The sequence below is a fragment of the Acidimicrobiales bacterium genome, from assembly GCA_040219515.1.
In the GTDB taxonomy this organism is placed as follows: Bacteria; Actinomycetota; Acidimicrobiia; order Acidimicrobiales; family Aldehydirespiratoraceae; genus JAJRXC01.
Genome location: JAVJSI010000009.1, coordinates 190,784 through 207,111, shown reverse-complemented (window position 1 = coordinate 207,111; position 16,328 = coordinate 190,784). Strand labels below are relative to the sequence as shown.

21 protein-coding genes and 1 tRNA gene are annotated in these 16,328 nt (G+C 69.4%); 11 read left to right on the top strand and 11 right to left on the bottom strand.

Annotation, left to right across the window (positions count from 1 at the left end; translation table 11 throughout):
- Nucleotides 1–3 precede the first annotated feature (3 nt).
- The gene (locus tag RIB98_07685; protein MEQ8840846.1) at nt 4–672 is read right to left on the bottom strand and encodes a hemolysin III family protein; all 669 of its coding nucleotides are present in this window, start codon (nt 670–672) and stop codon (nt 4–6) included.
- Complete coding sequence (locus tag RIB98_07680; GenBank protein MEQ8840845.1) at nt 669–1,205, bottom strand: hypothetical protein; 537 nt, start codon at nt 1,203–1,205, stop codon at nt 669–671. The genes RIB98_07685 and RIB98_07680 overlap by 4 nt, the downstream gene beginning before the upstream one ends.
- An 89-nt stretch (nt 1,206–1,294) precedes the next feature.
- On the opposite strand from RIB98_07680, the gene RIB98_07675 reads away from it, so the two are divergent.
- Genes RIB98_07675 through RIB98_07655 form a run of 5 tightly spaced genes read left to right on the top strand, consistent with a single transcriptional unit; the run spans nt 1,295 to nt 4,497 of the window.
- The gene (locus RIB98_07675) at nt 1,295–1,876 is read left to right on the top strand and encodes a nucleotidyltransferase family protein (protein MEQ8840844.1); all 582 of its coding nucleotides are present in this window, start codon (nt 1,295–1,297) and stop codon (nt 1,874–1,876) included.
- Nucleotides 1,867–2,487 carry an SRPBCC family protein gene (locus RIB98_07670; GenBank protein ID MEQ8840843.1) on the top strand — a complete coding sequence of 207 codons (621 nt, stop codon included), beginning with the start codon at nt 1,867–1,869 and terminating at the stop codon, nt 2,485–2,487. Before RIB98_07675 ends, RIB98_07670 begins: the two co-directional genes overlap by 10 nt.
- Nucleotides 2,488–2,489: 2 nt before the next feature.
- The gene (locus tag RIB98_07665) at nt 2,490–2,948 is read left to right on the top strand and encodes a DUF501 domain-containing protein (protein ID MEQ8840842.1); all 459 of its coding nucleotides are present in this window, start codon (nt 2,490–2,492) and stop codon (nt 2,946–2,948) included.
- On the top strand, nt 2,945–3,886 hold the full coding sequence (locus RIB98_07660; protein ID MEQ8840841.1) for a Ppx/GppA phosphatase family protein: 942 nt from the start codon (nt 2,945–2,947) through the stop codon (nt 3,884–3,886). The genes RIB98_07665 and RIB98_07660 overlap by 4 nt, the downstream gene beginning before the upstream one ends.
- A gap of 20 nt (nt 3,887–3,906) precedes the next feature.
- Nucleotides 3,907–4,497, top strand: a complete 591-nt coding sequence (locus RIB98_07655) for a GNAT family protein (GenBank protein ID MEQ8840840.1) — start codon at nt 3,907–3,909, stop codon at nt 4,495–4,497.
- Nucleotides 4,498–4,506: 9 nt separating this feature from the next.
- Here the strand turns inward: RIB98_07655 and RIB98_07650 are convergent, their stop codons facing one another.
- Nucleotides 4,507–6,048 (bottom strand): AMP-binding protein, encoded by a 1,542-nt coding sequence (locus tag RIB98_07650; protein MEQ8840839.1) that lies wholly within the window; start codon nt 6,046–6,048, stop codon nt 4,507–4,509.
- Between the two features lie 9 nt (nt 6,049–6,057).
- Entirely contained in the window at nt 6,058–6,819 is a 762-nt protein-coding gene (locus RIB98_07645; protein MEQ8840838.1) for an enoyl-CoA hydratase-related protein, read from the bottom strand.
- A 36-nt stretch (nt 6,820–6,855) separates the two neighbouring features.
- Here RIB98_07645 and RIB98_07640 point away from each other — a divergent pair, with 36 nt between their 5' ends.
- Nucleotides 6,856–8,184, top strand: coding sequence for an MFS transporter (locus tag RIB98_07640; GenBank protein ID MEQ8840837.1), 1,329 nt, complete (start codon nt 6,856–6,858; stop codon nt 8,182–8,184).
- Complete coding sequence (locus tag RIB98_07635) at nt 8,181–8,561, top strand: ASCH domain-containing protein (protein MEQ8840836.1); 381 nt, start codon at nt 8,181–8,183, stop codon at nt 8,559–8,561. The genes RIB98_07640 and RIB98_07635 overlap by 4 nt, the downstream gene beginning before the upstream one ends.
- Nucleotides 8,562–8,567: 6 nt before the next feature.
- Here RIB98_07635 and RIB98_07630 read toward each other — a convergent pair whose 3' ends face one another.
- A complete protein-coding gene (locus tag RIB98_07630; GenBank protein ID MEQ8840835.1) occupies nt 8,568–9,539 on the bottom strand; it encodes a PD-(D/E)XK nuclease family protein in 972 nt (323 codons plus the stop codon).
- 146 nt (nt 9,540–9,685) lie between these two features.
- Between RIB98_07630 and RIB98_07625 the strand changes: the two genes are divergently transcribed.
- The 3 genes from RIB98_07625 to RIB98_07615 all read left to right on the top strand — a co-directional run bounded on the left by RIB98_07625 (nt 9,686) and on the right by RIB98_07615 (nt 11,150).
- Complete coding sequence (locus RIB98_07625) at nt 9,686–10,039, top strand: hypothetical protein (protein MEQ8840834.1); 354 nt, start codon at nt 9,686–9,688, stop codon at nt 10,037–10,039.
- A 98-nt stretch (nt 10,040–10,137) separates the two neighbouring features.
- Nucleotides 10,138–11,034, top strand: a complete 897-nt coding sequence (locus RIB98_07620; protein MEQ8840833.1) for a universal stress protein — start codon at nt 10,138–10,140, stop codon at nt 11,032–11,034.
- A 29-nt stretch (nt 11,035–11,063) separates the two neighbouring features.
- Nucleotides 11,064–11,150 (top strand) — tRNA-Leu (locus tag RIB98_07615).
- A 36-nt stretch (nt 11,151–11,186) separates the two neighbouring features.
- Here the strand turns inward: RIB98_07615 and RIB98_07610 are convergent.
- On the bottom strand, nt 11,187–11,324 hold the full coding sequence (locus RIB98_07610) for a hypothetical protein (protein MEQ8840832.1): 138 nt from the start codon (nt 11,322–11,324) through the stop codon (nt 11,187–11,189).
- A gap of 124 nt (nt 11,325–11,448) precedes the next feature.
- On the opposite strand from RIB98_07610, the gene RIB98_07605 reads away from it, so the two are divergent.
- Entirely contained in the window at nt 11,449–11,823 is a 375-nt protein-coding gene (locus RIB98_07605; protein MEQ8840831.1) for a hypothetical protein, read from the top strand.
- 684 nt (nt 11,824–12,507) lie between these two features.
- Here the strand turns inward: RIB98_07605 and RIB98_07600 are convergent.
- From RIB98_07600 to RIB98_07580, 5 genes are all read right to left on the bottom strand, one after another.
- On the bottom strand, nt 12,508–12,975 hold the full coding sequence (locus RIB98_07600) for an SAM-dependent methyltransferase (GenBank protein MEQ8840830.1): 468 nt from the start codon (nt 12,973–12,975) through the stop codon (nt 12,508–12,510).
- Between the two features lie 13 nt (nt 12,976–12,988).
- On the bottom strand, nt 12,989–13,204 hold the full coding sequence (locus RIB98_07595) for a dodecin family protein (protein ID MEQ8840829.1): 216 nt from the start codon (nt 13,202–13,204) through the stop codon (nt 12,989–12,991).
- A gap of 76 nt (nt 13,205–13,280) precedes the next feature.
- Nucleotides 13,281–13,676: an MmcQ/YjbR family DNA-binding protein gene (locus tag RIB98_07590; GenBank protein MEQ8840828.1), complete on the bottom strand. Its 396-nt coding sequence runs from the start codon at nt 13,674–13,676 to the stop codon at nt 13,281–13,283.
- Nucleotides 13,677–13,680: 4 nt separating this feature from the next.
- Entirely contained in the window at nt 13,681–15,099 is a 1,419-nt protein-coding gene (locus tag RIB98_07585; protein MEQ8840827.1) for an S-layer homology domain-containing protein, read from the bottom strand.
- 132 nt (nt 15,100–15,231) lie between these two features.
- Nucleotides 15,232–16,302 carry a zinc-binding dehydrogenase gene (locus RIB98_07580; protein ID MEQ8840826.1) on the bottom strand — a complete coding sequence of 357 codons (1,071 nt, stop codon included), beginning with the start codon at nt 16,300–16,302 and terminating at the stop codon, nt 15,232–15,234.
- Between the last annotated feature and the right edge of the window lie 26 nt (nt 16,303–16,328).

Here is a 16,328-nt window from a genome sequence, read left to right as displayed (position 1 = left end):
GGGTCAGGCTTTGGGGAGGGCGACGAAGGCGACGCTGATGTAGTGCAGGGTGGCGCCGCCGATCACGAGCAGGTGGAAGATCTCGTGGTAGCCGAAGGTGTGTGGCCACGGGTTGGGCCGACGGAACGCATAGATCAGCGCCCCGAACGTGTAGAGCAGGCCACCGACGGCGACCAGGGTGAACCCGGCCACGCCGAGCGAGCGCCACATGTCGAACATCACGAAGACGGCCACCCAGCCCACCGCCAGGTAGGGCGCGGCGGCCAGCGGCTTCGGGGCATCGGGGAACAGGTTGCGCACGATGATGCCGGCGATGGCACCGAGCCACACGACGGCGAGCACCACCCGGGCCGCGCGGCCGGAGAGGGCGAACACCGCCAGCGGTGTGTAGGTGCCGGCGATGGCGACGAAGATCATCGAGTGGTCGAGTCGCTTCATCCGGCCGCGGGCTCGGGGGCTCCAGTCGACGCGGTGATACAGGGCGCTGATGCCGAACAGGCCGGCGATGGCGGTGGCGTAGAGGGCGGTGACCAGGCGGGGCCCCACACCGGGCGCCGCCACGATCATGATCGGCAGCAAAGTGAGCGCGACCACGAACGCGTACTCGTGTGATCGGCCGCGCAGCTGGGGCTTGATGCTGTCGGGATCGAATCGGGGCCGGACGGCGGTCACGAGTCGAGTCCGGGGAGTTGGCCGGGGCTCTCGGGCCCGGCGGCGGGCGGTGGCCCGGTGGGCGGGGACTGCTGGCCGGCCCGGACGTGGAAGCTCAGGCGCCAGTCGACATGGGTCCGGTCGTCGATCGACAGCTGCCAGGTGTAGTTCCGGCCCGGCGTGGTCGGGATGGCCGGGAAGTTGATGGCGAGCGGGACGGACAGGGGAGTGCCGGGCTTGAGCCCGGCCGGGCGGCCGGCTTCGAAACGCCCGTGGACCACGAGGGGTTTGTCCCGCACGGTCAGGGGATGGCCGTCTTCGTCGAGCAGGTCGAGTCGCCAGGAATGGGGCACGTTGGCCCGGTCCCACGGCACCTCGATGCGGATGGCCACGCCCACGGGCTGGGGGCGGGGACCCATGGCGGTGATGCCGCCGCCGAGGATGTAGAGCTTGCCATCGGCGACCTGGGCCGAATCGGCGAGGAGCATCGTCACCCGCACGGCCGGCGGGCGATCGGGGGTGACCTGCGTGGTGGGATCCTCGCTCGATGGCATCAGGAAACCCTACGCCCGTGGCCGGGTCACCACGACGCCGCCCGTCGTCGCCGGGTTGCACTCGCGCCCGACACCGCCAGACTGGGGCGATGTCGACCTACGAACCGCCCGTCACCACGACCGCGGCGGTGATCCTCGCCGCCGGCGCGGGCAGCCGATTCGCCGGTCCCGACCACAAGCTGCTCACGGTGGTGAAGGGCAAGCCGATCGTGCGGCACGCCGTCGACGCCGCCCGCGGCGCCGGGTTCGACGAGGTGATCGTGGTCAGCGGCTGCGTCGACCTCGTACCCGTCATGCCCGACGACGTCACGATCCTCCACAACGAGCGCTGGGAGGACGGCCAGTCGACCTCGCTGCGGGCGGCCACCATGTATGCCGATGCCCGAGGGCATCGCACGATCGTGGTCGGCCTGGGCGATCAGCCGGGCGTGCCCACCGAGGCGTGGGAGGCGGTCGCCGCCGCCGAGGCCGATATCGCCGCCGCCGATTTCGGCAACGGCAAGCGTCCGCCGGTGAAGCTCACGGATGCCATGTGGGCCTCGCTCCCGGTCTCGGGTGACGAGGGTGCCCGTGCCCTCATGCGGGAGCGGCCGGAGATGGTCGAGGTGGTGCCGTGCGAGGGCAGCGAGGCCGACGTCGACACGCTCGAGGACCTGCGTCGGTGGACCTGACCAACAGCTTCGAGGTCGCTCGGCCGATCGACGAGGCCTGGGCCGCACTGACCGATGTGTCCCGGGTGGCGCCGTGTCTGCCGGGCGCCCATCTCCAGGAAGTGGAGGACGGCGAGTTCCGCGGCGTGGTGAAGGTGCGACTCGGCCGGATCGCCACCGAGTTCGCCGGTGCGGTCACGATCGTCGAGCGGAACGCCACCGACTACAAGGTCGTGGTCAACGGTCTGGGTCTCGATTCCCGGGGCGAGGGCCGGGCCGAGGCGATCGTCACCGCCAAGCTCGAGCCGATCAACGACACCACCACGAGGGTCCTGGTCGACACCGACCTCACCGTGAGCGGGCGGGTCGCGCAACTCAGCAAGGGCGTGTTCCCCACCGTTGGCGCCAACCTGATGGCTCAGTTCGCCGAGAATCTCGCGTCGATGCTCGACGGCGGGGTAGAGGCGCTCTCGGCGGCGTCGCGATCCAGCGGCGACCGGGCGCGACGAATCATCGAGATGCCCGAACCCGACGCGATCGACCTGATGGACGCGGCGCGTCGGCCGGTGCTCACGCGTGTCGCCGCGATCGCTGCGGTGGCGCTGGCCCTGATCTGGTGGCGGCGACGGTGACGGTGAGCGAGGCCGATCGGGCACGGGTCGAGGAGCTTCTCGGCCGTCCACCCGGGGGCGACTTCGAGATCGTCGTCCGTGACGCAACCGGTGACCCGGTGGTGCTGCGCAATGCGCCGTTGTTGGGCAGCGGCCGGCCGATGCCGACGCTCTACTGGTTGTGCGGCGAGGAGGTGCGCCGGGAGGTCGGTCGGCTCGAAGCCGCCGGCGGCGTGCGCCGGGCCGAAGCGGCGGTCGACCCGGACGAGCTCGCCGCGGCCCATGCCCGCTACGCCACTGAGCGCGACGCGCTGATGCCGGTCGACCACGACGGCCCGGCGCCGTCGGCCGGCGTGGGCGGCACCCGGCAAGGGGTGAAGTGCCTGCATGCGCACTACGCATGGCACCTCGCGGGCGGCGACGACCCCGTCGGCCGCTGGGTCGCCGAGCAGCTGGCCGACGCCGACGAGGAGACCCGATGACCGACCCCGCACCGACCGACCCCTCCACGACCGGCCCCGTCGCCGCCATCGACTGCGGCACCAACTCCACCCGCCTTCTCGTGCACGACGGCACGGCCACCCTCGAACGGCTGATGACCATCACGAAGCTGGGCGAGGGCGTCGACGCCACCGGTCGGCTGGGCGAGGCCGCCATCGAACGGACGCTGGTCGCCCTGCGCGAGTACCGCGCGGTGATGGACCGTCACGGTGTCGAGCGGGTGCGTATCACCGCCACCTCGGCCGCGCGCGACGCGGCGAATGCCGACGACTTCTTCGACGCGGCCGAGGCCGTGATCGGCACCCGGCCCGAGCTCCTCAGCGGGCAGGAAGAGGGCCGCTTGTCGTTCCGGGGCGCCACTGCGGATCTCGATGCGAACGACGGTCCGTTCCTGGTGTTCGACATCGGTGGCGGCTCCACCGAGTTCGCCTTCGGCACCGACGAGGCCAGTGCCGCGATGTCACTCGACATCGGCTGTGTGCGGCTGAGCGAGAAGTACATCGAGTCCGACCCGCCGGCCCCCGAGGAGCTCGTCGCCTGCTTGTCGATCACCGAAGCCCACCTCGACGACGTCGCCCGGGCGATGCCGCAGGCGTTCGGCGCCGCGACGTTCGTCGGTCTGGCCGGCACCGTCTCGTCGGCCGCGATGCTCGAGATCGGCCTGCCCGAGTACGACCGCGACCGTGTCCACCACTTCCGGCTCACCAAGGACGCCGCCGAGGACGTGTATCGCACGGTGGCGATGGAGAGCCGCGAGGACCGGGCGTTCAACCCGGGTATGGAGCCCGGCCGGGTCGACACGATCGTGGCCGGGATGTGCATCCTGGTGCGGGTGATGCGGTTCTTCGGGATCGAGGAGGTGCTCGTGAGCGAGGCCGACATCCTCGACGGGCTGGCGTTCTCGCTGTTCGACGGCTGACTGCTCTACGCTCTCCGGCCGTGACCACCCTCTTCGGACGCCGAGTCCTGCTGCGTCCCCTCGAGGTGGCCGACTTCCCGAAGTGGCAGGAGGTCCGGCGCCGCAACATCGACTGGCTCACGAAGTGGGAGCCCGAGCGACTGCCCGGATCGCCCGATGTCGTCGAGGATCGCCAGGCATTCGCAGTGCGCTGCGCGGCCCGCCAGCGTGAACGCCAGGTCGGCAGTGGCTACGGGTTCGGGATCTTCGTTGACGGGATCTTCGGGGGAGAGATCAACCTGAACTCGATCCAGCGGGGCCCGTTCCAGTCCGCCTATGTCGGTTACTGGATCGACGAGGCGATGGCCGGCAACAGCTATACGCCCGAGGCGTTCGTGGTGGTGGCGCGGTTCGCGTTCGAGGAGCTCAACCTGCACCGCATCCAGGCCGCCATCGTGCCCCGCAACACGGCGAGTCGGCGGGTGGCCGAGAAGCTCCAGCTGCGCGACGAGGGCACCGCCAAGCGCTACCTCGAGATCAACGGCGTGTGGGAAGACCACGTCCGCTACGCGATGACCGCCGAAGAATGGGAAACCCGCGTCGACGAGCTGCTCGCCACCTGGATCGACTGACCCCACCGCTCACAGGTGGGTCTTGAGGATCTTGCCCATGGCGTTGCGGGGGAGTGATTCGCGAATGGCGATGGTGTCCGGGACCTTGTAGGCGGCGAGGTGTTCGGCGCAGTGGGCGCGGATGGCGTCGAGGTCGGGCTCGGCGACGGCGGGGACGATGGCGGCGGCCACTCGCTGGCCGAGGCGCTCGTCGGGGATGCCGAACACGGCGACCTCGGCGACGTGGGGGTGGTTGGCCATCACCGTCTCGACCTCGACGGGGTAGACGTTGGCGCCGCCGCGCAGGATCAGCTCGGAGCGGCGTCCGCTGATGGTGAGGCGACCGCGTTCGTCGAGCGTGCCGACGTCGCCGGTGTGCAGCGCGCCGCCGCGGAGCACCTGGGCAGTGGCGTCGGGCCGACGCCAGTAGCCGAGGGTCGGCGTCCAGCAGCCGGCCCACGAACCGGTCGAGGTGGCGCGTACGCAGATCTCGCCCTCGATACCGGTCGGGACCGGTTGGTCGTCGTCGTCCACGATCGAGAGTGCGAACGGCGCCATCGGGTGGCCGGTGATGGTGTCGTCGATCGGTTCGTCGGCGGACTCGCGCACGATGCCGCTGGGCGCTTCGGAGAGGCCGTAGCCGTTGATGGCTCGGACGCCGAACTTCTCGAAGAACGCCCGTCGTAGGGGGGCCGGAGTGCCGGCGCCGCCCACGATCACGCTGCGTAGCGATGAGAGCAGGGCGGGGTCGATGCCCTCTCGGTGGACGAGGTCGTGCACGATCGGGGGCACGATCGTCGTGCGGGTGACCCGGTGCTCGGCGACCTCGGCCGCGAAACGCTCGGCATCGGTGTGGTGCAGGATCACGCCGGTCGTGCCCCGGGTCCACGCGGAGATCACGCCGAGCACGAGCATGTTGAGGATCGTGTGGGCCAGCGGTGTGCCCTGGCGGTCCTCGGCGGTGGGTGGGTCGGTCTCGATCGTGACGAGGCCGGGCCACATCAGGTTGTGGTGGCTGTGAACCGCACCCTTCGGGCGGCCCGTGGTGCCCGACGTGTAGGCGATGGCGGCCGGCGCGTGGGGGTCGGGCTCGACGGGCGGCGCGGCGTCGGGGACGGAGTGGTCGACGAGGCGCCGCCAGTCATCGAGGGAGATGTCGCGACGCCCGGATAGCGGTCCGACCTGATCGAGCACGTCCTTCGTGGCGACGAACACCGATGCCCCGGCGTCGTCGAGCAGGAACTGTTTCTCGGGCGGGGCCAGCGGCTGGTTGATGCCCAGCCAGATCCCTCCGACGACCTGGGTCGCCAGGAAGCCGATGGGCAGCTCGGCGCCGTTCGGCAGCGACCACGCCACCCGGTCGCCCGGGCCGACGCCCAGCGAATGCAGCGCGGCAGCGGCATGTCGCACCGCCGTCGTACGCTGCGTACAGGTCCACGTCCGCTCGCCGTCGATCAGGGCCAGGGCCTCGCCGTCGACCAGCAGATCGGTGAGCAGACTCGACCCGACGGGATACGAATTCGGCGCGGCGCGGCGGACCAGACCGGTGTCCGGGTCGATGTCGAGCGCCACGGTGTCGGCTCAGCTCTTGGAGCTGATGTTCGCCTGGAGGCGGCTGACGAGGGCCCGGAAGTCGCCCTGCTCCATCGACCACAGCTGGGGCCACAGCTCGTGGTCGACGGCGGCATCGGACTCCGAAACCGTGTCGAGAGTGAGGATCGATGCCTTGGTGCGGGCGTTGAGTTCCTTGCCCTGGCCCGCGGCCACGGCGGCGAGGGCGACGGCCTCCTCGAGCAGCGCGTCGTCGTCGACCACCTTCCACACGATGCCGAGTTCCTTGGCCTGTTCGGCCTGCACGACTTCGCCGAAGAGCACCATCGCCATGGTGGTCTGCCGCCCGACGATGGACCGCAGCCGCCAGGTGTGGCCGCCACCGGGATGCAGGGCGATCTGGAGGAAGCGGGAGTCGAAGCGGGCCCGCTCGGCGGCGGCGATGACGAGGTCGCAGGCGAGCACCATGTTGAAGCCGGCGCCCACGGCGGCCCCGTTGACCGCAGCGATGGTGGGCAGGGGAGTGTGGGCGATGCGCAGGAAGCCCTCGTAGATCTTCTTCATGCCCGCTTCGCCCTGATCGGCGAGCAGGTCGTCGAGGTCGGCCCCGGCGCAGAAACCCTTCCCCGCACCGGTGACGACCATGGCACCGATGTCGTCGTCGGCCTCCCAGGCGTCGAGCACCGCGGCGATTTCGTCGTTCATCGCCAGGGTGATGGCGTTGCGCTTGTCGGGGTCGTTCAGCGTGAGAATGCCGACGCGGTCGCGTACTTCGGTCTCGATGAGGGCCATGCAGGCATTCTGGCAGGTGGGCCCTACGGTGAGACGATGCCGGACCAGGTGGACGAGCGACGGGCGAAAGGCGGCGTGCAGCCGGCCGACGCGCCCGGGATCTTCGCTGCGCTTCGCTATCGCAACTTCCGGGTCATCTGGCTCTCGGCGATCGTCTCCAACGCCGGTCGCTTCTTCCAGGCGGTCGCCGTGCCGCTGGTCCTCTACGAACTGACCGACAGCGCCGGTTGGGTCGGTCTGGCCGGGTTCGCCCAGCTGCTGCCGACCGCCCTGCTCGGCCCTCTGGCCGGCGCGATCGCCGACCGCTATCAGCGCCGCAACATCCTCATCGTCACCCAGGCGCTCCAGGCGGTGGCGAGCGTGCTTTTTGTGGTCATGTGGTTCGGCGGGGTCCGTTCGCCCACGGCCTACGTGCTCGCCTCGATCGTGGCCGGTGCCGCCGCCGGTCTCAACCTGCCGGCGTGGCAGGCGTTCGTCTCCGAGCTGGTACCCCGGCACACGCTGATGAGCGCCATCACCCTCAACAGCGCCCAGTTCAATCTGGCCCGGCTGCTCGGTCCGCTCGGGGCCGGTGTCGTGATCAGGTACTGGGGCCCGGGCTGGGCCTTTCTCGTCAACGCGCTGAGCTTCGCGACGATCATCGCTGCGCTGGTGATGGTCACGGTGCCCCATGCCGAGCGAGATCGGTCGCAGCGCATGCGTCCGTGGCGTGAGTTCGTCGCCGCGTTCCGGTTCTCGCGCACCCGGCCGGGCATCATCACCGCGATCGGCACGGTCACCTTCGTGGGTTTCTTCGGCCTGGCCAGCCAGACGATGTCGGTGGCGCTGGCCGAAGAGGTGTTCGAGGTCGAGGCGGGCTTCGCCCAGATGCTGTTCGCGGCCGGGCTCGGCGCCGTCATCGCGTCGCCCGGGGTCGCCTGGTTGGCCAAACACAAGCGACGTTCGGTCATCCAGCAGTGGGCGTTGCTGCTCTACGGCCTCGGCATCGTGCTCGCCGGCGCCGCGCCGACGTTTCTCGTCGCACAGAGCGGCCTTTTCCTGATGGGCGTGGCCCACATCGCGTCGGCCTCCACGCTGAACACGTCGATCCAGCTCCAGGTCGACGAGGCAGTGCGGGCCAAGGTGCTGTCGGTCTACCTGACCACGCTGCTGATCGCGAACCCACTGGGCCAGCTGGCGCTCGGCCAGTCGATCGTGCACGTCGGGGCGCGGGAGACGTTCATCGTCTCGGGTCTCGCGCTCGTACTGGTGGCGGTCGTGATGACCGCTACCGGGCGCCTGATCGGGCTCGACGACGAGGTGGGCGACTACGAGCCGTCGAGCATGGCCGAGGTCCATCCCACGACACCGGCGCCGCCGCGATGACCGCGCTCGGTCCCATCGACACCGACGCGGTCGCGCGCTTCTGGCAGCGCTACATGGCCACGCCCGAGGGTGCGGCGGCGACCCCGTTCGTCGAGGCGCCCACGGCCGGCAGCAACTCGGTGGTGTGCGAGGGTGGGGGCTCGCCCCGAGCGGTGATCCGCACGACCGATGTGCGCATCGGTCCGCTGTCGTCGGTCGACGACCAGTTCGCGTGGGACGAGGGCGAAGGGGACCGCAGCCGTGACCACTGGTTGGCCGCCCACACCGACTACTTCACCCGCAGCCACGAGCGCCTCGGTGCGGAGATGCACGCCGACATCCCGGTGGTGTTCGAGCGCTTTGATCTCGTCTACGCCGAACCGGGCCCTTCTGTTTGACTCGGGTCACCAGTCGTTGCCGTCGGCCTCGTCGTCCTCGTCGGCGAGGTAGCGGCGGCCGTCGTCGCAGTCGTCCTTGGCCGGACACCAACGGCAGGCGGGGCCGGGCGCAGTGGTGGCCGGACGTTGCGCAGTGGTGAGCTCGAGCACCCGGGCGACGCCGTCGCTGACCCGGGCAACGGTGGAGAAGAGCAGGTCCTCGGTGACGTCCTCGGGCAGGAAGCGGCCCTGGTCGAGGTAGTAGGTGGCGAGGCGGCGCGGGGGAGTGCCGAGCCGGATCGCCTCGAGCAGGGCGTAGAAGCGCAGGTCGTCGAGGTGTTGGGGAGCGAAGCCGCCGGTCTTGAGATCGATCAGAACCTTGCCGGCCAGGTCACCCTGGGCCTGGCCGAGGGCGAGGTCGACCTTGCCGCTGAGCACGAACCGGTCGTGGATCTCGAGGCGCAGGCGGCTCTCGGTGGCCGGCCGCCAGCCCGGCTTGAGCGGCGGGAAGCACTCGAGGAACTTCACGACCCGGTCGTTGGCCTCGGCCCGCAGCTCGGCCCGTTCGACCTCGGTGGCCTGCTGGAGCCAGTCGGCCAGGCCGTCGATGCCTTCGGAGAGGCGGCTGATCGACTCGTCGACGAGCACCAGCGGTTCGGGTTCGCGGCGCCAGTGGATGCTGAGCTCGATCGCCTTGTGGGCGATGGTGCCCCGGGCGATCGGTACGGACCAGGCGAAGTCCTCGGCCTCCTCGGCGAGGAAGCGGCGTTCGCAACCCATCACCCGGCCGAGCATGTGTTTGGAGACGAACATGTTGTCGCCGGGCTTCGCGTCTTCGCGCTGGTCGATCAGCTCGAGCAGGGGAGCGAGGCCGTCGTCGAGTTCACGGCGCAGCTGGTGGCGAAGGGCGGCATCGAAACGGGGCCGTTCGTCGCGGTTGGCGCCGAGCTGGGCGAGCACGTCCTGTTGCGCGGGATTGAGCTCGACCGGGGAGTCCACACCGGCACTGTTGCACACCTGGGGTCGGGTGCGGGGAAGGCGGGCGGGGACGTGGCGGAGACGTCCCCGCGGGGACGTTTTCGCCCGCACCGCGCGACCGCGCCCACGGCCCGTGACTGTCACAGGCTCTCGGCAGTATGACCGCCATGGAGGCCACGTCTTTGAAGTTCGCCAACGCCGCCCGCAGCCTCGGGCAGGCGGCGCGTCTTCGAGACCTCGTCGTGCCCGGGTTCCGTTCCCCGCCGAGCATCGAGGGAGTGTCGCGCACGCTGCGTCGACGGCGAGGTGTGCCCTCGGTGGCCGTGCAGCTCAAGGGCCGGCCGTGGTCGGCGGTGGTGGCCGACATGATCGAGGGCGTGGTCGCGGCCAACGGTCTTACCGGCGCCAAGGCCGACCGGGCTCGCTCCGCGCTCTGGTTGGCGGTCGATGATCCGGGTCGCGTGCAAGGTGTTTTCGATCGGGTCGACACCGCAAGGAGCGACGGTCGCGCCGCCAGCTGAGCGGACCCCGCCGCCTACAGAAGCAGTATCCATAATAGGTATATTCGAAAACGTGTGTTTGATATAGTCTTTCGTGAAGCGGATATGAAGGAGAAGGGATGCGACGGTTCAAGCGGATTCTCGTGGTGCCGGTCACGGCGGGGTCCGCTCCGCCGGCCGCGCTGACGGAAGCGGTCGTGCTGGCCGAAGCGTCGGGTGCCGAAGTGCGGGTACTCGGCCATCTCGATCCTCTCAGCGCCGTCGAGCAACATGCCGCCGACGTCGCCGGTGTGGGGGATCTGGTCGATCGCGTCGCGTCGGCGGTCGACGCTCGTTTGGGCGAATGGACGGCCGCTTTCGATCGCAACGTCGTTTCCGTCGATGTTGCCGTCGGTTCCCTGCCGGCCGTGGTCGCCGATGCGGTCGAAACCGACGGACACGACCTGGTGATCGTCGCTGCCGACCGCAGCCCCGAGAGCGCCGCGGCGTCGCGCCGCATCGTGCGGGCCGCCCCGTGCCCCGTGTGGCTGCTGCGCCCAGGCTTTCGTGGCGCGTGCGTCCTCGCCGCGCTCGATCTCGAAGCCGACGCCGAGCGCAACCGCCTGATCCTCGACCTTGCCCGCTCGCAGGCCGAGTCCCACGGCGGCCGGCTCCGGGTGATGTACGCGTGGCAGGTCACGCATCTCGAGGAGCTCTCACGCAGCGGTGGCCCGGCCCTGGATCCGGCGGTCCAGGCCGCCATGGCGGCCTCGGTCGAGGCCGCCCACCGGGAGTCGCTCGATCAGCTGCTCGGCCCCGATGTCGACCGACGCGATGTGCATCTGGTCGACGGCAGCCCCGGACGCTCGGTTCTTGCGCTGGTCGACCTCTACCGAGCCGACCTCGTGGTGATGGGCGCAGGGGAGGCGAGGGCTGGTTCGGCCGAGCTCGGCTCGACGGCCGAGCAGGTCCTGGCCGACGGCGAGAGTTCGGTGCTCGTGGTTCGTGGAACGGGGCCGGTCAAGACCGACGTGTGAGGTTGCGTCGACCGCTACCGTACGGCGTGGCCCGGGTGGCGGAATCGGCAGACGCAGGGGGCTTAAACCCCCCGGCTCCCCCAGGGAGCGTGTGAGTTCAAATCTCACCCCGGGCACCGCTCTGAACTGGGATTGTCGGGTCGGTCGCGCCTTCAGCGCTCGGGCGACACTTCGCCCCGTTCCACATGGTGTCGTTCCTTGTTGTCGTACATGGCCGAATCGGCACGGGCGATGAGCGTGTCGATGTCGAGGGGTTTGTCGGTGTGAGCGACGCCGACCGAGGCGGCCATCGTCGCTCACGAGGGGGCAGACGACCAGGAACTCGTCGCCACCGACGCGGCCGACGTGGTCCACCTCTCGGACTTGCGCGATGAGTCGCGTCGCCACCGAGACCAGGACGGCGTCGCCGACGCTGTGCCCGAACTGATCGTTGATGTGCTTGAAGTCGTCCAGGTCGATGTACACCACCGACGTTCCGTCATCCCGGGTAGCGCTCTGTTCCATGACTTCGGCGAGGACGCTGTGGATGGCCCGACGGTTGAGGCACCCGGTCAGATCGTCGGTCGTCGCGCGATGTTCGAGGCGCCGCCGCAACTGCACCCGCTCGGTGACATCGAGCACCGTTGCGATCACCCCGTCGATCCGGTCGTCGACGTCGGTGAGCGGGCGCATGCTCACCGATACGACAGCCGCCGGTTCGGGACCACGCTCGACCATGAGCTCGAGATCGTCGACGTCGATGCCGTCCAGTACGGCATCGCGGGCCGCTCCCAGCTTGGCTCGGTCTGATCCCGCGACATCGTGGAACAGCTCGTCCACTCGCAAGGCGGCGAGGTGTCCGACGATGTCGTGAAGTCGGTCGTTGGTGAAAACGATGTTGCCATCGACATCGAAGTGCACGACGCCTACGGGAAGGGCATCGGTCAACCGATGCAGCAACTGTTCCCGGGCGCGGAGCTGCTCTTCGACACTCAGCTGCCCGGACTCGACGGCGTGCATGAGCGTCGCCACGCAATTGCGGTCCGGGACAGCGAGCAGGTTCCTGTTGGTGGTCTGGATCCACACCCAGTCGCCCGAGCGGGACCGGTAGCGGCCACGCCAACGGACCGGCCGATCGTGTTCTTCGATCATGGTCATCCATTCCGTGATCGCGCTCGGCTGATCCTGCGGGTGGACGAAGTCCGTCGAGGGTCGTCCGACCAGGTCCGCAGCGCGCCAACCGAGCAGGGCTTCGATGTCGCCCTCGACTCGGATGATGAATGCGCTTGCGTCGCGGTCCAGGCGTACCGGCGTGGACAGGACGTCGTCTTCGGCGGCCATACGAGAACCATCGACGGCTCGCCGCCGAATCTGAGGACCACTGGATCTCAGGCCGCCTGGCGACGCCACTACCGGCCGGCGGCGAGCCCGTCGAGGAGCGGGTGGGCGATGTTGTTCCCGGGTCTTGCGCCGGGCGGGGGCCACGTTCGGCGACTACCAGTAGTTCGCCATGAGTTCGGTGATCCACTCGGGTTGGCGAATCGGGGTCCGGGCGTTGAATTCGACGACGTGAGGCTTCATGTCGAGGACGGGGGTGGCGTCGATGGCGTCGAGGCCACGAACGGTGATGGAGAGCCCGGTGACATCGACCAGTTCGCACGTGGTGACGCCCAGCCGGTTCGGTCGAGCCTTGGCCCGCTGGGCGAAGATCCCGACGAGGGGCCAGTCCTGGCGGCCTCGGGGGTGGCGTGCGCCGAGGTTGACGTCCGCCGGTGCGACCTGGTCGAAGAGGTAGACGACGTCGAGGTGGGAGAAGTCGTCGAGTCCGGCGAGGACGTCGCGGGTGAACTGCTCGTCGTCGAGCTCGATGGTGGACTCGATGGCGCCCCAGTCGTCGTCGAGCGGTTCGGTGCGTGGCGATCTGACGTGGCCGATCGGCGTGACGGTGAAGCTGCCGGTCACGGGTGGCGGATGATCAGTCGTCGTAGCGGAAGCCCACCTTCAGCGTGACCTGGAAGTGCTGGACGGTGCCGTCGTCGGTGCCGAGTCGGCCGCGGATGTCGGTGACCTCGAACCAGTCGAGGTTGCGGAGGCTCTCGGCCGCCTTCTTCAAACCGTTCTGGATCGCGGCGTCGACCCCTTGGGGTGACGTGCCGACGATCTCGGTCACTGCGTAGGTTGCGTCGGCCATCGTGGAATCCTTCGTTCGGGTGCCGCCAGTCTGGTGGACCGGTGCCGGGTGTCAAGCCGCGCCACCGCCTACGACGTCAGGCATCGCGTTCGGAAAGGAACGCTCGGGCCAGTGGCTCGGGGGCCGACGCCAGCCAGGCGTCGACGATCGCCTCTTCGAGCACCGTCCGCTCGACCACATCGAGCTGGACGAGGATCGCCGGATAGTCGTCGAAGTGGGCGATCGTGAAGATGCCGTCGTTGCCCGCGGCAAGCGCAGCCGCCTTGTCGGCGAGGTCCTCGACGGCGAGCGCCAGGATCGGGCCGTCGGGAACCGGTTCGTCGCCGAAGCGTTTGATGTCGGCCTTCGTGAACGGCCGTTCCCAGGCGAAGCTCTTGCCGTCCACGAACCAGGTCGGTCGACCGTAGCTGGTCCCTTCGGTGACCTCGGGCAGTGCCGTGATCAGCGCGATGGCATCGGCGAGCGTGGGCAAGTCATCAATCTCCGGGGACGAGGCTGACCCATGCGGTGTTGCTGTTGTGCGTGCGCCAGGTGCGGGCGAGGAAGGCGGCCATTTGTTCGCGGGTGACCGAGCCGGTCGGGTCGTAGGTGGTGGGGCTGGTGCCGGTGGTGATGCCGAGGGCTTTGATGCAGGCGATGTCGGCGGCGGCGAACGAGGACGCTGCGACGTCGGTGAAGCCGTGCGGCGTGGTCGGGCACGGCGCCCGGAGGTCCACAGGGGGAAGGTTGGCGCCCATTTCGTCAGGGTCGTCCCCGCGGTTGATGGTGTCGCCGAGGCCGAGTCGGCCCAGGAGGTTCGCTCCCCAGCACTTTATTGTGCCGTTGTCGAGTGCTGCGCAGGTGTGGTTGGTGCCGGCGGTGATGGCGGTGGCGGTGCGGCCGGGGCCGAGGTCCACGGGGGGAAGGTTGGCGCCCATTTCGTCGGGGTCGTCCCCGCGGTTGATGGTGTCGCCGAGGCCGAGCTGTCCGGTGGCGTTGAAGCCCCAGCATTTTGTGGTGTCGTCGTCGAGTATTGCGCAGGTGTGGTTGGTGCCGGCGGTGATGGCGGTGGCGGTGCGGTCGGGGCCGAGGTCCACGGGGGGAAGGTTGGCGCCCATTTCGTGGGGGTCGTCCCCGCGGTTGATGGTGTCGCCGAGGCCGAGCTGGCCGGCGGCCACCCCGCCCGCCTCACCGTTGTAGCCCCAACACTTGACCGTGCCGTCGTCGAGTATTGCGCAGGTGTGGTTGGAGCCGGCCGTGATGGCGGTGGCGGTGCGGCCGGGACCGAGATCGACCACCGGGAAGTTGGACGCGCGGTTGAGGGTGTCACCCAGGCCGAGCGCCCCTCCGTAGTTGCCGCCCCAGCACTTCACCATGCTGTCGTCCAGCACTGCGCAACTGTGGCCGCCGCCCGCCGTGATGGCGACGGCGGTACGGCCAGGGCCGAGATCGACTTCGGGGAGGTCGTCGCCCATCTCGCCGGGGTTGTTGCCGCGGGTGGCTCCGTCACCGACCCCGAGTTCGCCGAACATGTTGTAGCCCCAGCATCTGACCGCGTCGTTGTCGAGAAGGGCACACGTGTGGGTCGTGCCCGCGTCGAGCGCCGTGGCGGTTCGGCCATCTCCGAGATCGACAACTGCCAGACTGGCGCCCATCTCGTAGGGCTCGTCGCCACGCGTCTCGCCGTCGCCCAAGCCAAGTTCGCCCACAGCGTTGCGGCCCCAGCATCTGACGGCGCCATCGAGGGAGGCACAAGAGTGTTGATCGCCGGCGGTGATCATCGTGGCGGCGGAGGCGGTCCCGGTGGGTGCGTTCGTCACCAGCGCGCTCGCGGGGCCCGACGGGATCGCTGCGATCGTCGCGGCGACGAACGCGACAACAATCAACGCAGTGGTGGTCGTTCCATGTGGTCGCATGGTCGTAGCCCCCTGGCTCCGAGATCGAAGGTCAACCGGATGTCATTCGCCTGCGCGGCGACAGTAGACGACGTCGTGGTGCGGGTGACACCGGGTCTGCTGCGACGCCGAGTGCACCGCAGATTGCATTGGTCAGGCTCGATGGACGAGGCTGACCCGCACGGCGTCGCGGCCCTCGATCCTGCGTTCGAGCATCTGGAGGGCCTCGTCGAGCTGGTCGAGGTCGTAGGTCTCGCCGAGGAGCGCAGCGGCGGGGAATGTCCCGCTGTTGAGCACCTCGCCCGCTCTGTCCATGCTGGCGGGGGTCGAGCCCGCGCCGGCCAGGATCTGGAGGGCCTTGAGCACGATGTGGTCGCTGATGATCTCGACCGGCTGCTCGTTCTTGAGGCCGCCGAGCAGCACCCGTCCGCCGTAGTTGCACATCTCGATGGCGTCGGACACGGGCTGGGTGGCCATGGCGGTGAGCTCCATGACGGCTGTGGCGCCGCCGCGGGTGAGCTCGCGGATCCGTGCGGGGAGGTCGGATTCGTCGTCCACCACGATGGATTCGTGCGCGCCGACGGCCCTTGCCGCGGCGAGACGCTCGGTGTCCTGCGACGTACCCGTCACGATGATCTGACGGACCCCGATCTGGCTGGCGGCGAACGCGCAGGCGATGAGTCCCATGTGGCCCGGCCCCTGGATGACCAGGCGGTCGCGCGCATGGAGACCGAGCGTGTCGCTCCAGTTCACGATGCTGGCGAGCGGCTCGAACAGGCTGAGCTCGGCCGCCGGGACGTCGTCGGTGAGCGGCACGAGATGGGTGCCGGGGAGCACTCCCATGTACTCGGCGTAGCCGCCCCACAAGCCGTGTTCGTAGGTCGGTTCGATCGTGTAGCCGTAGACGTCGAGACCGGAGCCGTCACGGCCGCCGAAGTGCACGAGGTCGACGCCGACACGTTGCCCGACCTCGACGCCCAGGTCAGCGTCGGGGCCCAGTTCGTGCACTCGCCCGACGATCTCGTGGCCGGGCACGACCGGCGACGTCTCGCCCGGCACGTGTTTGTGGCCATGGAGCTGTGCAACGTCGCTGGCACAGAGGCCGACGGCCTCGACCTTCAGCACCGCCCCGCCAGGCTGTGGCCTCGGCATGGCAAACGTGCGTCGGTCGTAGGTGCCGTCGCCGTTGAAGACGACGGCTCGACATGTCGGTTCGGGCCCCATCGGCCGAGCCTAGAACGCGCCGGGCC

What these genes read in the sequence shown, in the direction of transcription:
- RIB98_07680 (MEQ8840845.1), bottom strand. Translation starts at nt 1,205, where the DNA reads ATGCCATCGAGCGAGGATCCCACCACGCAGGTCACCCCCGATCGCCCG.
- RIB98_07675 (MEQ8840844.1), top strand. Translation starts at nt 1,295, where the DNA reads ATGTCGACCTACGAACCGCCCGTCACCACGACCGCGGCGGTGATCCTC.
- RIB98_07660 (MEQ8840841.1), top strand. Translation starts at nt 2,945, where the DNA reads ATGACCGACCCCGCACCGACCGACCCCTCCACGACCGGCCCCGTCGCC.
- RIB98_07645 (MEQ8840838.1), bottom strand. Translation starts at nt 6,819, where the DNA reads ATGGCCCTCATCGAGACCGAAGTACGCGACCGCGTCGGCATTCTCACG.
- RIB98_07640 (MEQ8840837.1), top strand. Translation starts at nt 6,856, where the DNA reads ATGCCGGACCAGGTGGACGAGCGACGGGCGAAAGGCGGCGTGCAGCCG.
- RIB98_07635 (MEQ8840836.1), top strand. Translation starts at nt 8,181, where the DNA reads ATGACCGCGCTCGGTCCCATCGACACCGACGCGGTCGCGCGCTTCTGG.
- RIB98_07625 (MEQ8840834.1), top strand. Translation starts at nt 9,686, where the DNA reads ATGGAGGCCACGTCTTTGAAGTTCGCCAACGCCGCCCGCAGCCTCGGG.
- RIB98_07620 (MEQ8840833.1), top strand. Translation starts at nt 10,138, where the DNA reads ATGCGACGGTTCAAGCGGATTCTCGTGGTGCCGGTCACGGCGGGGTCC.
- RIB98_07610 (MEQ8840832.1), bottom strand. Translation starts at nt 11,324, where the DNA reads ATGGCCGCCTCGGTCGGCGTCGCTCACACCGACAAACCCCTCGACATC.
- RIB98_07595 (MEQ8840829.1), bottom strand. Translation starts at nt 13,204, where the DNA reads ATGGCCGACGCAACCTACGCAGTGACCGAGATCGTCGGCACGTCACCC.
- RIB98_07585 (MEQ8840827.1), bottom strand. Translation starts at nt 15,099, where the DNA reads ATGCGACCACATGGAACGACCACCACTGCGTTGATTGTTGTCGCGTTC.
- RIB98_07580 (MEQ8840826.1), bottom strand. Translation starts at nt 16,302, where the DNA reads ATGGGGCCCGAACCGACATGTCGAGCCGTCGTCTTCAACGGCGACGGC.